The following is a 15,105-nucleotide window of genomic DNA, read 5'->3' on the forward strand; positions in this document are numbered from 1 at the left end:
CTCGGGTCCATGCATGAGCTTATGCGTTTCGGCCATGTCCCTATGCGCTTTGCCACCCTGCATATGGGCGCCGCCTCGGTGGCTGTGGCAATGCTTCGCCGCAAAAAACCATTTGCTAGAGTGTCTGTATTGCAAATGAAAATCATACCTAAACAGATGTTCAATTCATGCAATACCGGCGATGGAAATTCTTTGTTGTTGCAGTGGACCGACGGACCGACGAGCCGCTCGCGTCCCGTTCCGCCTGATTAGCCGGCCCTGTTCCGAGTATGCCCTGCCCCGGGCATCGTCCGTGCAACGAGAGACTCCGCAAAAGGCGTAACCATCATGAACCGTGAAATCTATGACTTCGTCGCGATCGGCCTAGGCCCTTTCAACCTCAGCCTGGCCTGCCTGTCGGCGCCCTTGCCCGGCGTGCGCGCCCTGTTCCTCGACAAGAAGCCCGGCTTCGACTGGCATCCGGGCATGCTGATCGAGGCCTCCACGCTGCAGAACCCGTTCCTGGCGGACCTGGTCAGCCTGGCCGATCCGCGCAGCGAATTCAGCTACCTGAACTACTGCAAGCAGACCGGCCGCATCTACTCGTACTACATGCGCGAGAACCACTACCTGACGCGCGCCGAGTACAACCGCTACTGCAAATGGGTGGCCGCGCGCCTGCCGAACCTGCGCTTCAACAGCGACGTGCAGAGCGTGCTGCACGATCCCGAGACCGACACCTACCTGGTCACCGGCCAGCACAGCGTCAATGGCGAACGCTTCATGGTCCGCTGCCGCAAGCTGGTGCTGGGCCTGGGGTCGCAGCCGGTGCTGCCGGCCTGCTGCGACCGGCGCGAAGCGCCCTACATCCACAGCGCCGACTATCTGCGGCACAAGGAACAGCTGCAACGACGGACGTCCATCACCATCGTGGGTAGCGGCCAGAGCGCGGCCGAGGTGTTCCACGACCTGCTGCGCGACAGCGACGAACACGACTACAGCCTGGCCTGGATCACCCGTTCGCCGCGCTTTTTCCAGATGGAGAACACCAAGCTCACGCTGGAACTGATTTCCCCCGACTACACCAATTATTTCTACGACCTGCCCGAGGCTCGCCGCCGCCAGATCCTGGCCGAGCAGAGCAGCCTGTACAAGGGCATCAACGCGTCGCTGATCAACCAGATCTACGACCTGCTCGATGAAAGGATCCACAACGGCGACAACCGCTACACGCTGCTGACCAATGCCGAATTGCGCGCCAGCCGCCATGACCGCGGCACCGGCCGCTACCAGCTGGAATTCCGCCACGTCGATACCGGCCAGCCGTTCTCGCATTCGACCGATGGCCTGGTGCTGGCCACCGGCTATGCGCGCAGCATCCCCAGCTGCGTCAATCCCATCCACGACCGCATCGCCTGGGCCGACGATGGCGGCTACCGCATCGCGCGCAACTACACCATCGACCATGGCGGCAACGAGATCTTTGTGCAGAACAGCGGCCTGCTCAGCCATGGCGTCACCAATCCGGACCTGGGCTTCTGCTGCTACCGCAACTCGCAGATCCTGCGCGAACTGACCGGCCACGAGCATTACGCCATCGAACCGCGCACCGCCTTGCAGGATTTCCGTCCGCCGGCCGGCGGCGTGCTGGCGCATCGCGCGGCGCAAGCGGCGCCGGCGTGCCGCGGCGGCGTGGCGCCGGAACTGATGCCCCTGCTGGACGGCCATCGCGCCGCCACGGTCTGATACCCCGGGAGCCCGCCATGATCACCATGACCGCCGCCTTCCTGGGCGAGATCGACCGCCAGGCGCGCAGCCACTATGACGAGGGCGCGGGCCTGGCGCTGCGGCCGCTCGATCCCGCCGCCGATGCCGCGCTGCTGCGCCAGTGGTTCGCGATGGACTACGCCCGTTTCTGGTCGATGCAGACCTTCACCGAAGCGCAGGTGCGCGAGTTCTACGAAGCGCTGACCGACAGCGGCCACGCCGGCGCCTGGCTGGGCAGCCACGACGGCCGCCCCGCTTTCCTGGTCGAGTGCTACGACCCCGCCCACGACCAGGTCGGCGAGCACTACCCGGTGCGCCCCGGCGACCTCGGCATGCACATCTTCATCGGCCCGCCGCGCGTGCGCATCCCGAATTTCAGCCGCAACGTGCTGGCCTTCGTGATGCGCTTCATGTTCGACCGCCTCCAGGCCCGGCGCGTGGTGGTGGAACCCGACAGCAACAACAGCAAGATCCATGCGCTCAACTTGGCCATGGGTTTTGTCTACGCCGGCCAGGCGCGTTTTCGCGAGAAGACCGCCAGCATCGCCTTCTGCACCCGGCAGCAATTTGAACAGGCCCAACTCCAGGAGTCTTCCCTATGAGCACCCAGCCCCATCCCGCCCAGATCGCCAGCCACCTCGCTCCCGAGGTCTGGGACAAAGTGAACCGCCTGCTGGTGAAGAAGGCCATCTCGGAATATGCCCACGAATGGCTGCTGGAGCCCGAACGGCTCGGCCCCGCCAAGGCGCCCGGCTTTGACCGCTACCGCCTGGTGCTGGCCGACGGCCATGCCGAATACCAGTTCGACGCGCAGCTGATGGCCATGCGCCACTGGCGCATCCCGCCCGAGTCCATCAGCAAGACCATGGCCGGCACGCCCGCGCCGCTGGACGCGCTGCAGTTCGTCATCGAGATCCGCGACAAGCTCGGCATGCCCGAGGACCGCCTGCCGATCTACCTGGACGAGATCACCAGCACGCTGCACGGCAGCGCCTACAAGCACACCCGCGGCGCGCCCGCGGCCGCCGAATTGGCGCTGGCCGATTACCAGACCATCGAGACCTCGATGATCGAGGGCCACCCCAGCTTCGTGGCCAACAACGGCCGCCTGGGCTTCAACGCCGAGGACTACCACGTCTACGCCCCGGAATGCGCCAGCCCGATCCGCGTGATGTGGCTCGCGGTGCACAAGGACAATGCCCACTTCGCCTGCCTGTCGACCATGGACTACGACAGCCTGCTGCGCGACGAGCTGGGCGCCGACACCGTCGCCCGCCACACCCAGACCCTGCGCGATCAGGGGCTGGACCCGGCGGACTACTTCCTCATGCCGTCGCACCCGTGGCAGTGGTTCAACAAATTGTCGCTGGCGTTCGCGCCCTACGTGGCCTCGCGCAAGATCGTGTGCCTGGGCTACGGCGACGATGACTACCTGGCGCAGCAGTCGATCCGCACCTTCTACAACATCAGCCAGCCGGGCAAGCACTACGTGAAGACCTCGCTGTCGATCCTGAACATGGGCTTCATGCGCGGACTGTCGCCTTACTACATGTCCGGCACGCCGGCGATCAACGAGTACATCCACGGCCTGATCAACGCCGATCCGTGGCTGCGGGAGAACGGCTTCACCATCCTGCGCGAAGCGGCCTCGCTGGGGTTCCGCAACTACTACTACGAAGCGGCCATCTCGGTCGACACGCCCTACAAGAAGATGTTTTCGGCGCTGTGGCGCGAGAACCCCACCGCGCTGATCGGCGCCAACCAGCGCCTGATGACCATGGCCGCGCTGCTGCACGTCGATCCGCAGGGCCGCGCGCTGCTGCCGGAACTGATCCGCGCCTCGGGGCTGGATGCCGCCGCATGGCTGGAGCGCTACGTCGACGCCTACCTTACGCCGCTGGTGCACTGCTTCTATGCCCACGACCTGGTGTTCATGCCACATGGCGAGAACGTCATCCTGGTGGTCCAGGACCACGTGCCGGTGCGCGCCTTCATGAAGGACATCGCCGAGGAATCGTCGATCCTCGACCCCAACGCCGCCCTGCCCGAGAACGCCCGCCGCCTGGCCGCCGACGTGCCCGAGGAATACAAGCTGCTGACCATCTTCGTGGACGTGTTCGAAGGCTACTTCCGCCATCTGTCCCAGGTGCTGGTCGACAACGGCGTGATGGACGAGGACGCTTTCTGGAAACTGGTGGCCGGCCGCATCATCGCCTATCAGGAGGCCCATCCCGAACGCCTGGAAAAGTACCGCCAGTACGACCTGTTCGCGCCGGAGATGATCCATTCGTGCCTGAACCGCCTGCAGCTGGCCAACAACCTGCAGATGGTCAACCTGGCCGACCCCATCGGCAGCTTCCAGATGGCGCCCAACCTGGCCAACCCGATTGCCCGCCACCGGCCCCAGTGGCTGGGCCAGGCCGACACCGTGCGAGCGCTTGCGTGAACCACGACCTGGACGACCTGCTGGCGCTGACCGGCCGCCTGGTGCCCGGGCTGTCGGGCCAGGTCGCGGCGGCGCCCGGGCCGGGCATCCGCCCGGGCGCCGACAACGCCCAGGCCATCGCGCGGCTGCGCGATGTCTGGGGGCAGCGCTATCCGGAGGCCGGGCCACACTACCTGGCTTTGCGCTGCTGGGGGTTGCTGATCTGGCAGCCCGTCTACCTGAGCGTGATCGCCGCGCATCGCAGCGCGATCGTGCCCGACCTGTCGGGCATGATCCAGCCGGTGCCGGACGACGGTTTCATCATCGGCTACACCCTGGAGCGCCATGAACCCTTGCGCGGCGGCCTGCGCCACCGCATGCAGGCCGCCGCCGCGCAACTGCGCAATATCTGCGCCACCTTCTACCGCGAACTGACCCAGGTGCTGCGGGTGAGTCCGCGCGCCGCCGAGAGCATGCAGGCCGATTGCGTGCTGTATGCCCTGCTGGCCGCGCGTCACGACGACGGCGCCGCCGCCAACGACTGGGCCCAGCGGCAGGCCATCGAATGGATGGACCTGCTCGGCCTGCGCGGGCGCAGCGGCTACCTGACCTGGCGGCGCGCGGACCTGCCGGTCATCGCCGTTGATCGGCAGGTCTGCTGCCACTACTTCCGCAGGCGCGACGGCGACTACTGCAGCACCTGCCCCAAATTGGATCTTGCCGAACGCATGACCCGGATCGACGCCGAGAGCGCCGTGCCCGCCTGAAGGCGGCCGGGCCTTGCGGGACGGCACAAGGAGTCGGAAATGACGGACATTGGCCGCCTTGAGCATGTGCGCGAGGCGTTGAGCCCGCTGCACGTTCGGGCCTATTTCGACGAAGCCCTGTTCGCCCGCGAACAGGAACGGATATTCAAGCAATCGCCCATCTACGTGGGCCACGAGAAAGTCGTGCCCGAACCGGGCGACTGGCGCCGCCTGCCGCACGAGGACGGCGGCCGGGTGCTTGTGCGCAACGCCCATGGCGTCGAGCTCGTCTCCAACGTCTGCCGCCACCGGCAGGCGCTGATCCTGGGCGGCGAGACGGGCGCGGTGACCGGACCCGGCAACCCCGCCGGCAACCTGTCGGCCAGCGGCGGCAACATCGTCTGCCCGCTGCACCGCTGGACCTACGACAACCGCGGCCAGATCCTGGGCGCGCCGCAGTTCCCCAGCACGCCCTGCCTGAACCTGCCGCGTTTTCCGCTGAAGAATTGCCATGGCCTGCTGTTCGAGGGCCCGCGCGATCCGCGCGCCGACCTGGGCCATCTGTTCGAGCGGCCCGAGTTCGACTTCTCCGACTACGTGCTCGACCACGTCGAGGTGCACCAGTGCAACTACAACTGGAAGACCTTCATCGAAGTCTATCTGGAGGACTACCACGTGGGGCCCTTCCACCCCGGCCTGGGCCGCTTCGTCACCTGCGAGGACCTGAGCTGGGAGTTCGGCCGCCACCACAGCCTGCAACGCGTGGGCGTGCATGACTCGCTGGAAAAGCCCGGTTCCGACGTCTACCGCGACTGGCACGACACGCTGATGCGCTACCGCGGCGGCTCGGCGCCCGACTTCGGCGCGATCTGGGTGACCTACTTCCCCACCCACATGATCGAGCTGTACCCGCACGTGCTGGTGCTCTCCACGCTCTACCCCAAGAGCCCGCAGGAAACCATCAACATCGCCGAGTTCTACTACCCCGAGGAAATCGCGCTGTTCGAGCGCGAATTCGTCGAGGCGCAGCGCGCGGCCTACATGGAAACCGCGGTCGAGGACGACGAGATCGGCGAGCGCATGGACGCCGGCCGGCTGGCGCTGCTGCGCCGCGGCACCTCCGAAAGCGGCCCATACCAGTCGCCGATGGAGGATGGCATGCTGCATTTCCACGAGTGGTATCGCGACATCATGGGCGAGGAACTGGGCGACTGCGCCGCGCCGTAGGGGACGCAGGGGACGGGCGCGCCGTAATTAAAACGGTGCCGGAGCGGTGAGAATAGCTGCAACAATGCGAACATATGCTATTCTCATTCTCACATTTGACGGTGTGCCGAACACCGCTACAGGGGCTCAACCCGTATCGCGAGTGACGATCTTGAACCCAGCACCCTCCCCCGCCCAATTCACCGTCGCCGACTTCAACCGCATGGGCAGCCAGAGCGGTTTCCGCTACCGCCTGCCGCAATTGAACGGCGCGTTGCGCGGCGACCCCGAGACCCTCTGCATTGCCGAAGGCCGCGTCGAGACCCACGCGATCCGACCGGGCCTGACCCTGGTGCTGTCCGACGTGCGCGTGCACCAGCACTACGAGGCCACCTCGATGATGTCGCCGCGCTTTTCCGCCATCGTCATGCTGCAGGGCCACGCCCAGACCCGCATCGATCGCCACGACGACGTCAGGCTGGCCGCGCACAGCGGCGTCAGCGCGCTTTACGGCGACACCGTCGCCATGACCGGCATCCACGCGCCGGGCCAACGCCTGCGCAGCATCAACCTGTCGCTGTCCGACCCCGACGGCGCCGGCGACGACCAGACCAGCGAGATGATCTGGAAAGCGCTGCGTTCGCCGTCGCTGCGGCTGCGCCGCTGGCAGGTCCAGGGCCATCTGCTGCAGGCCATCGAGCACCTGCTCGACTGCGGCTGGGACGGCCCGCTGCAGGCCATGCTGCGCGAAGGCGTGGGGACGCAGTTGCTGGCGCATGCGTTGGCGACGCTGGAACAGCGCGCGCCGGCCGACAGCACGGTTTCGGAACGCGACCGCCAGTTGCTGGAACGGGTGCGCGAACGCCTGTACAGCGCGCCGGGCGAGGAACACACGCTGGACGAGCTGGCGCGGCTGGCCTGCATGAGCCCGAGCACGCTGCGCGCCAAATTCCAGGCGACCTACCAACGCTCGGTCTTCAGCTGGCTGCGCGAACGGCGGCTGGAAGTGGCGCGCGAACAACTGGCCCAGGGGTGCAGCGTGCAACAGGCGGCGCATTTCGTCGGTTACCGCCACGCCACCAACTTCGCCACGGCGTTCCGCGAGCGCTACGGCATCGCTCCCAGCGAACTGAACTGAGCGCCGGCCGTGCACGGCTTACGGCGGCGCCCATTGCTCTTGCGGCGTTCACCATTCCTGCAACCCACGATGACAGGCGACCATGCGGTTGCGCTTCCCAGCCCGGGAGGCCCCCGCCATGGATGCCGTCGTGTCACGCCGCGAACCCCTGCCTTCCTTTCCCATGATGGTGCTGATGCTGGGCCTGCTGTCCTGTGTCGCCCCCGCCACCATCGACGCCTACCTGCCCGCCTTCGGCGCGCTGGGCCGGGAATTCGCCGTGCCGCAGGAAACCGTGCAGCTGACGCTGGGCGTCTACATGGCCTGCTATGCCTCCATGCTGCTGCTGCATGGCACGCTGTCCGACTCGCTGGGGCGGCGTCGCGTGGTGCTGGCGGCGCTGGGGGTGTACGTGTGCGGCGCGCTGATGGCGGCGCTGGCGCCCGGCTTCGGCTGGCTGCTGGCCGGACGCGCGGTGCAGGGCCTGTCGGCGGGCGCCGGCATCGTGGTCGGCCAGGCCATCATCCGCGATTGCTACGACGGCGCCGTGGCGCGCCGCGCCATGTCCTACCTGATCCTGGTGTTCAATCTGTCGCCGGCGCTGGCGCCGATCCTGGGCGGCTACCTGGCCGCGCACCAGGGCTGGCGGTCCATATTCCTGCTGCTGACAGCGCTGGCCGCCGCGGCCTGGCTGCTGTGCGCGCGGCGCCTGCCCGAAACGCTGCCGCCCGATCGACGCCAGCCGCTGGCCTGGCGCACACTGGGCGGCAACTACGCGCGCGTGCTGGGCAACCGGCGCTACGCCGCGCTGGGCCTGGCGTTCAGCCTGCTGTTCGCCGCGCAGGGGTTCCTGATCGGGGCCGCGCCCGACTTCATCACCAATGTGCTGGGGCTGCCGGAAACCGATTTCGCCTACCTGTTCGTGCCGCTGGTGGTGGGCGCCATGGCCGGCGCGCTGCTGGCGGCGCGCAAGGCCGGCCGCTGGTCGGACGGGCGCATCACGTTGCTGGCCTACCTGCTGATGGGAGGCAGTTGCCTGGCCTACGTGCTGTACATGGCCGCCGCCGAGCCGCCGCGCCTGCCCTGGGCGGTGCTGCTGCCGGGCCTGTTCACCTGCGGACTGGCCATGGGCGTGCCGGCCATGACGCTGCGCATCCTGGGGCATGTGCCGGATCTGTCGGGCACCGCCGCGTCCGTGCTCGGCTTCATGCAGATGCTGACGTTCTCCGTGGCCAGCGGCTGGGGCGTGCCGCTGGTCTACGGCCAGCCACTGCGGCTGGCCGTGGCCATGCTGGCCTGCGTGGCGGCCAGCGCCGCCGGTTGGGCCTGGCTGCATCGCTGCGCCGCGCCCGTGGCCAAGACCGAGGCCGGGCTGGGGTAGCGTGCCGCCCCATGGGTTTGGTGCGGGCACATGCGCGCGACAGCGCAGCAGCCCGGCGGCGTTTTCCATATGCATTGCGTCGTCCGGCATACATCAGCCCAACGGTAAAAATCAATAATTCTCATTACCAAATTTTTCCGTTGGAGCTTGTCCTCATGCCGTCCGTCCTGCCCCCGCCCGCCGCGCAATCGCGCCGGGTGCGCCCTCTTGTCTACGCGATCCAGACGGCCCTGTTCTGCTCTGCCCTGACCCACCAGCAGGCCTTCGCCCGGGACGCCGCCGGCGCCGAAGCCGGCGAGGTGGCGCAATTGCCCGCCGTCACCGTCAGCGGCGCGGGCATCCCCGGCACCACGGAAGGCACCCGCTCCTATACCACCGACGCCATGAACACGGCCACGGGATTGACGCTGTCGCCCCGCGAGACGCCGCAGTCCGTCAGCGTGGTCACGCGCCAGCAGATCGAGGACCAGGGCCTGCGCGACACCGGTTCGATCCTGGCGAGCGCGCCAGGCATTTCGGTCACGCGCAGCGACAGCAACCGGTTTGCGTTCTCGTCGCGCGGCTTCGATATCGACAACTTCCAGTTCGACGGCCTGAACTCCCCCATCCTCAGCCTGTGGAACTACGGCGCCACCGACATCGACTCGGCCATCTACGACCGCGTCGAGATCGTGCGCGGCGCCACCGGCCTGATGACCGGTTCGGGCAATCCGTCGGCCGCCGTCAACTTCATCCGCAAGAAGCCGCTGCGCGAGTTCGCCTTGTCTGGCAGCGCCAGCGCCGGCAGTTGGGATCAGGTTGGCGGCAACCTGGACCTGTCGGTGCCCGTCACCGAAGGCGGCCGCATCCGCTCGCGCTTCGTCGCCGCCTATGACCAGGGCGACAGCTATGTGACCTTCCTGGATTCGCGCAAGCGCACCTTCTATGGGGTCATCAGCGCCGACCTCACGCCGGACACGGTGCTGACCGCCGGCATCGAGTATTCCCGCAACCAGAGCAACGGCTTCGGCAGCGGCTTTCCGCTGTTCTACAGCGACGGCTCGCGCACCGACTTCAACCGCTCGGTGGCCAACAACACCCGCTGGGCCCGCATCGACACCGAGTCCACCACCACCTTCGTCGACCTGACGCATCGCTTCGCCAATGACTGGAAGGTGCGCGCGGCCTATAGCCACAACGATGGCGACTACCGCATGAAGCAGTTGTTCCGCGGCGGCTACCCCGACCGCGTCACCGGCGCCGGCATGACCAGCGCGTACAACAACTATGATGGCGACCGCTCGCGCGATGACATCCACCTGACGGTGTCGGGTCCGTTCCAGTTGTTCGGGCGCAAGCACGAACTGGCGCTGGGCTGGATGAGCGTCAACGACCACAGTAATATCGGCCAGTACCTGCAGACCGGCGCCAAGCCCGCGCTGGGCAGCTTCTTCGACTGGCGCCAGGATCATGTCGCCGAACCCACCTGGGCCGCCAACAAGACGCCCGCTGACGACCTTCGCGTCAAGCAGACCGGCGCCTACGCGGTGGGCCGCTTCTCGCTGGCCGATCCGTTGCACCTGATCCTGGGCGGACGCTGGAGCAACTGGGAAACCAACCAGACCTACTTCGGCAGCAAGCGCCAGTACAAGATCAACGACCAGTTCACACCCTACGCCGGACTGCTGTACGACATCAACAGCACCTACACCGCATACGCCAGCTATACGGAGATCTTCCAGCCGCAGAACGCCCGTTCGCCCAGCGGCTCGATCCTGCCGCCGATCGACGGCAAGAGCTACGAGGTCGGCCTGAAGGCGGCCTACCTGGACGGCTTGCTGAACGCCTCCGCATCGCTGTACCAGACCCGCCAGAACAACCTGGCACAGGCCATCCCGGGCGAGTCGGTCATCGGCATGCCCGGCACCCAGGCGTACCGCGCCGTCTCCGGCGCCAAGGTCGAAGGCTTCGAACTGGAGACCAGCGGCCAGCTCATGCCCGGCTGGAACCTCGGCGCCAGCTACACCCACTTCACCGCCAAGGACGCCGACGGCAAGCCGATCAACACCAGCCATCCGCGCAGCCTGTTCAAGGTGTACACCACCTACCGCCTGCCGGGCGATCTGCACCGTCTGACCGTGGGCGGCGGTGTCGACTGGCAAAGCCGCATCTACCGGTCCGCGGCCAGCCCCCGCGGCAACGTGGACGTGGAACAAGGCAGCTACGCCCTGGTCAACCTGATGGCCCGCTTCGACTTCAGCAAGCAGGTCTCGGCCACCCTCAACCTGAACAACGTGTTCGACCGCAAGTACTACGACCAGATCGGCTTCTACAGCCAGGGCTGGTATGGCGCGCCGCGCAACGTCATGCTGACGCTGCGCGCGCAGTACTGAAGCGGCGGCCGACAACCCACCAAGGAGCTTCCCGGCACAATGCGTTTGCATCGATTCACCGCGGTGCCCTGGCGCCGCCGCGCCGCCCAGTGCGCGGCGGCGTTGGCCATGGCCTGCACCCTGTCGGCGTGCGACCGGCCCGCGCCGCCCGCCGCCACGGCGACGCCCACCACCGCTACGAACACGGCCGGCCCCGCGCCACGCGACGGCGCCGATGCGCCGGCTGCCGGTTTTCCGGTGACGCTTGACAGCGCGCTTGGCAAGGCGGTCATCACGGCCCTGCCCCGGCGCGTCGTCACCCTGGGCCTGGGCGCCGACGACCTGGCGCTGGCGCTGGGCGTGGTGCCGGTGGGCGTGGGCCGCGCCGACTGGGGCGGCGACGCCGACCATTACTGGCCCTGGGTGCGCGCCGCCATCGAGGCCACCGGCCAGCCTCTGCCCGAGCGCATCACGGTGTACCCCGAACTGGATATCGAAAAGATCATCGCCTTGCGCCCGGACGTGGTGCTGGCGCCGTTCTCCGGCGTCACGCCCGAGGCCTACGCGCAACTGTCGCGGCTGGTGCCGGTGGTGGCCTATCCCGGCCAGCCGTTCCTGACGCCCGTCGACACGCAGATCGACCTGATCGCCACGGCGCTCGGCAGGCGCGAGGCCGCCGGGCCGCTCAAGGCGCGCATCCACGACGCGCTGGCGCAGGCCGCGCGCCGCTACCCCGAACTGGCGGGCAAGACCTTCGCCTATGTGCGCGCCGACCTGGGCTCGGGCAATTTCGCTGCCTACGTCGCCGGCGATCCGCGCGTCGATACGCTCACGGCCATGGGCCTGACCCTGGCGCCGTCGGTGCGCGGCCTGCATGCCAGCGCCGAGCATTTCGCCCACTACCTGGGCTTCGAGCACGCCGATGCGCTCGGCGACGCCGACATCCTGGTGTCCTGGTTCTACACCCCGGAAGAGCGCGACCGCGCCGCGGCCCTGCCCCTGTATGCCTCGATTGCCGCGGTGCGGCGCGGCGCCTACGTGGCGCTGAGCGACCCGGCGCTGGTCATGGCCTCGTCATCCGGCACGCCGCTGGCGGTGGCCTGGATGCTCGACCGGCTGGCGCCGCAACTGGCGCAGGCCGCGCGTCATGCCCAGGCCGGCGGAGCCGCGCCCTGATGCCGCCGCGCCAGCCCCGCGCGGCGCGCGTCGATAGCACGCCCTCCCGCAGCCCACGCCTGCGCGCGCCACTGCTGCTGGGCGCCTGTATGCTGTTGGCCGCCGCCGCGCTGGCAAGCCTGTGGCTCGGCTCGCGCGGCCTGTCGGCGGCCACGGTCTGGCGCGCGCTGCTGCAGCCCGACGACAGCCACGCGGCGCTGGTAGTGGCCTCGCGCATTCCACGCACCCTGCTGGCCGTGCTGACCGGCGCGGCCCTGGCGGTCGCTGGGGCGCTGATCCAGGCGCTGACCCGCAATCCGCTGGCCGAGCCGGGCCTGCTCGGGGTGAATGCCGGCGCGGCCGCGTCCATCGTGACCGCCGCGCTGGTCCTGGGCGGCCTGCCGGCGCATCCATTCTGGGCCGCGCTGCCCGGCGCGCTGGGCGCCGCGGCGGCGGTGTACCTGATCGGCGCCGGCGGCCGCGGGCTGCAACCGGTGCGGCTGATCCTGGCCGGCGCCGCCGTCAACGCGGTGCTGTTCGCCTATGTGCAGGCGGTGGCGCTGCTGCGCGACGACATTTTCGATGCCTACCGCTTCTGGGCCGTGGGATCGCTGGCGGGCCAATCGCTCGACGCGGCATGGCGCGCCGCGCCCTACATCGGTTTTGGCCTGCTGCTGGCCGCGGCCCTGGCGCGGCCGCTCAATCTGCTGGCGCTGGGCCACGCGCTGGCGCAGGCGCTGGGCCTGCGCGCCGGCCTGTATCGCGCGCTGGGCCTGCTGTGCGTGGCGGTGCTGGCCGCGGCCGCCACCGCGGCCGCCGGCCCCATCGCCTTCGTGGGCCTGGCCGTGCCGCATATCGCCCGCCGCCACGCGGGCCCGGACCTGCGCTGGCTGCTGGCGTACTGCGTGGTGCTGGGCCCGCTGCTGATGCTGGTGGCCGACATTCTGGCGCGGCTGCTGCGCGCGCCCGCGGAGCTGCTCACCGGCGTAGTGGTGGCCTTCATCGGCGCGCCCTTCCTGTTGGCGGCGTTGCGCAGCCGCGCGCGGAGCCCGGCATGACCCGCGCCGCGCCGGCCATGGCCGCTCGCCGCCGCCCGCTGCTGCGCATCGGGGCGTGGCTGGCCTGGCCTGTCGCGCCGCGCTCACTGGCCTGCGCCGCGCTGCTGCTGACGATGGCCGGCGTCCTGTTCGTCACCGCTTTGCGCGCCGGCGACCCCGGCTTGTCCTGGGCCGCGCTGTGGCAGGCGCTGCGAGGCAGCGGCGGCGCCGTGGAGCAATGGCTGGTGCAAACGGTGCGCCTGCCGCGCGCCCTGTCGGCGCTGGGGGCGGGCGCCGCGCTGGGCCTGTCGGGCGCGCTGTTCCAGAGCCTGACGCGCAATCCGCTGGGCAGCCCCGACGTCATCGGCCTGACGGCTGGCGCCTCCGCCGGCGCCGTGGCGGTGGCCATGGTCTGGCCGGGCCTGATGCCGGTGGCCTGGGGCGCGGCGGCGGGCGCGCTGCTGGCCACGGCCGGCGTCTGGTTCGGCTCCGGCGCCGGCTTCGCCGCGCCGCAGCGCATGGTCATCGCCGGCATCGCCGTGGGCGCGATCGCCTTCGCCTTCGTGCAATACGGCCTGTCCAACCTGCGGCGAGAACAGGCCTATCTGGCGGCCACCTGGCTCAACGGCAGCCTGGCCGGCAGGACCTGGCACGACGTTGCCCTGATCGGATCGGCCTGCGCCGTGCTGCTGCCGCTGGCGCTGGCGCTGTGCGCCCACCTGCGCCTGCTGGAGATGGGCGATGACCTGGCCCAGGCCCTGGGCGCGCCGCCGGCCCGCAGCCGCCTGGCGGCCACACTGGTGGCGGTACTGGCCGCGGCCGCCGCGGTCGCGGTGGCCGGGCCGATCGCCTTCATCGCCCTGGCGGCGCCGCAGATCGCCCGCCGCTGCGTGCCCGCGAGCGGCCCGCAACCGCTGCTGGCGGCCCTGACCGGCGCCGTACTGCTGGCCGGCGCCGACCTGCTGACCCGCCTGGCTGGCCCCAACGGGCTGCCGGTCGGCGTCCTGACCGCCGGCATCGGCGGCGTCTATCTTGCTTTCCTGCTGGTACTCGAATGGCGCAAGACCTCCACGTGACCCCCCCTTCCCCCGGCGCGTCCGCGCTGCAACTGCGGCAAGTCCACCTGGCCTACGGCGACAGGCCCGTGCTGCGCGACCTGTCGCTCACGGTGGCCCCGGGCGCGTTCACGGCGGTGGTCGGCCCCAACGGCTGCGGCAAGTCCACGCTCCTGCGGGTGCTCGGCGGCGCGCTGGCGCCCAGCCAGGGCCAGGCGTTCCTGGATGGCGTCAATCTGGCCAGCCTGCGGCGCAAGGCGGTGGCGCGGCGCCTGGCGTACCTGCCGCAGAACCCGGTGGCGCCGGAAATGATCACGGTGCGCGATCTGGTGGCGCGCGGCCGCTATCCGCACCAGACCCTGCTGCGGCAGTGGTCGCCGCAGGACGCCCGGGCGGTCGAGGCGGCGCTGGCCGACACCGACCTGGCGGAGCTGGCCGACCATCCCGTGCACACGCTGTCCGGCGGCCAGCGGCAGCGCGCCTGGCTGGCGCTGGTGCTGGCGCAGGACGCCGGCATCATGCTGCTGGACGAGCCCACCACCTTCCTCGACATCCGCCACCAGATCGACCTGCTGGAGCTGTGCGCGCGCCTGCACCGGGCCGGGCGTACGCTGGTGGTGGTGTTGCACGACCTGAACCTGGCGTTCCGCTACGCCGATCGCGTCGTCATGATGCGGGCCGGCGCCATCGCGGCGCAGGGCGAGGTGCGCCAGGTGGTGACGGAGGACGCCATGCGGCGGGTGTTCGACCTGGATTGCCGGGTGCTGCCGGATCCGGAGACCGGCAGCCCGATGGTCGTGCCACGGCGCGGCGGCCAGGGCTGAATCCGGCTGCGCGCCGCCTCAAGGCCGGTGCGCTGGCGGCGGGATGGCCGGGGGAACGAAGC

General features: G+C 69.3%; 12 protein-coding genes. All 12 read left to right on the forward strand.

Annotated features, from left to right (window positions below):
• The first annotated feature begins 327 nt into the window (after positions 1–327).
• Positions 328–1,725 carry a lysine N(6)-hydroxylase/L-ornithine N(5)-oxygenase family protein gene (locus tag AC6CR5_RS05755; protein ID WP_498085328.1) on the forward strand — a complete coding sequence of 466 codons (1,398 nt, stop codon included), beginning with the start codon at positions 328–330 and terminating at the stop codon, positions 1,723–1,725.
• 17 nt (positions 1,726–1,742) lie between these two features.
• Positions 1,743–2,348: a GNAT family N-acetyltransferase gene (locus tag AC6CR5_RS05760; RefSeq protein ID WP_024068913.1), complete on the forward strand. Its 606-nt coding sequence runs from the start codon at positions 1,743–1,745 to the stop codon at positions 2,346–2,348.
• On the forward strand, positions 2,345–4,192 hold the full coding sequence (locus AC6CR5_RS05765; RefSeq protein ID WP_498085329.1) for an IucA/IucC family protein: 1,848 nt from the start codon (positions 2,345–2,347) through the stop codon (positions 4,190–4,192). Before AC6CR5_RS05760 ends, AC6CR5_RS05765 begins: the two co-directional genes overlap by 4 nt.
• On the forward strand, positions 4,189–4,938 hold the full coding sequence (locus tag AC6CR5_RS05770) for a siderophore ferric iron reductase (RefSeq protein ID WP_498085330.1): 750 nt from the start codon (positions 4,189–4,191) through the stop codon (positions 4,936–4,938). Before AC6CR5_RS05765 ends, AC6CR5_RS05770 begins: the two co-directional genes overlap by 4 nt.
• A gap of 39 nt (positions 4,939–4,977) precedes the next feature.
• A complete protein-coding gene (locus AC6CR5_RS05775) occupies positions 4,978–6,144 on the forward strand; it encodes an aromatic ring-hydroxylating oxygenase subunit alpha (protein WP_150100442.1) in 1,167 nt (388 codons plus the stop codon).
• A 202-nt stretch (positions 6,145–6,346) separates the two neighbouring features.
• Entirely contained in the window at positions 6,347–7,261 is a 915-nt protein-coding gene (locus AC6CR5_RS05780) for a helix-turn-helix transcriptional regulator (RefSeq protein ID WP_020927768.1), read from the forward strand.
• A 130-nt stretch (positions 7,262–7,391) separates the two neighbouring features.
• A complete protein-coding gene (locus AC6CR5_RS05785; RefSeq protein WP_054445010.1) occupies positions 7,392–8,621 on the forward strand; it encodes a multidrug effflux MFS transporter in 1,230 nt (409 codons plus the stop codon).
• 167 nt (positions 8,622–8,788) lie between these two features.
• Positions 8,789–10,993, forward strand: a complete 2,205-nt coding sequence (gene fauA, locus AC6CR5_RS05790) for a TonB-dependent alcaligin siderophore receptor FauA (protein ID WP_498085733.1) — start codon at positions 8,789–8,791, stop codon at positions 10,991–10,993.
• 39 nt (positions 10,994–11,032) lie between these two features.
• On the forward strand, positions 11,033–12,148 hold the full coding sequence (locus tag AC6CR5_RS05795; protein ID WP_498085331.1) for an ABC transporter substrate-binding protein: 1,116 nt from the start codon (positions 11,033–11,035) through the stop codon (positions 12,146–12,148).
• On the forward strand, positions 12,148–13,185 hold the full coding sequence (locus tag AC6CR5_RS05800; RefSeq protein ID WP_227739929.1) for a FecCD family ABC transporter permease: 1,038 nt from the start codon (positions 12,148–12,150) through the stop codon (positions 13,183–13,185). Before AC6CR5_RS05795 ends, AC6CR5_RS05800 begins: the two co-directional genes overlap by 1 nt.
• Positions 13,182–14,240, forward strand: coding sequence for a FecCD family ABC transporter permease (locus tag AC6CR5_RS05805; protein WP_238919480.1), 1,059 nt, complete (start codon positions 13,182–13,184; stop codon positions 14,238–14,240). The genes AC6CR5_RS05800 and AC6CR5_RS05805 overlap by 4 nt, the downstream gene beginning before the upstream one ends.
• Positions 14,219–15,043 (forward strand): ABC transporter ATP-binding protein, encoded by an 825-nt coding sequence (locus AC6CR5_RS05810; protein WP_238919479.1) that lies wholly within the window; start codon positions 14,219–14,221, stop codon positions 15,041–15,043. Before AC6CR5_RS05805 ends, AC6CR5_RS05810 begins: the two co-directional genes overlap by 22 nt.
• The last annotated feature ends 62 nt before the right edge of the window (positions 15,044–15,105 follow it).

Source organism: Achromobacter sp. EG18 (genome assembly GCF_059759395.1).

Excerpts from the sequence above, each read along its gene's own strand:
- AC6CR5_RS05755 (WP_498085328.1), top strand. The coding sequence starts at position 328 with ATGAACCGTGAAATCTATGACTTCGTCGCGATCGGCCTAGGCCCTTTC.
- AC6CR5_RS05760 (WP_024068913.1), top strand. The coding sequence starts at position 1,743 with ATGATCACCATGACCGCCGCCTTCCTGGGCGAGATCGACCGCCAGGCG.
- AC6CR5_RS05765 (WP_498085329.1), top strand. The coding sequence starts at position 2,345 with ATGAGCACCCAGCCCCATCCCGCCCAGATCGCCAGCCACCTCGCTCCC.
- AC6CR5_RS05775 (WP_150100442.1), top strand. The coding sequence starts at position 4,978 with ATGACGGACATTGGCCGCCTTGAGCATGTGCGCGAGGCGTTGAGCCCG.
- AC6CR5_RS05780 (WP_020927768.1), top strand. The coding sequence starts at position 6,347 with ATGGGCAGCCAGAGCGGTTTCCGCTACCGCCTGCCGCAATTGAACGGC.
- AC6CR5_RS05795 (WP_498085331.1), top strand. The coding sequence starts at position 11,033 with ATGCGTTTGCATCGATTCACCGCGGTGCCCTGGCGCCGCCGCGCCGCC.
- AC6CR5_RS05800 (WP_227739929.1), top strand. The coding sequence starts at position 12,148 with ATGCCGCCGCGCCAGCCCCGCGCGGCGCGCGTCGATAGCACGCCCTCC.
- AC6CR5_RS05805 (WP_238919480.1), top strand. The coding sequence starts at position 13,182 with ATGACCCGCGCCGCGCCGGCCATGGCCGCTCGCCGCCGCCCGCTGCTG.
- AC6CR5_RS05810 (WP_238919479.1), top strand. The coding sequence starts at position 14,219 with ATGGCGCAAGACCTCCACGTGACCCCCCCTTCCCCCGGCGCGTCCGCG.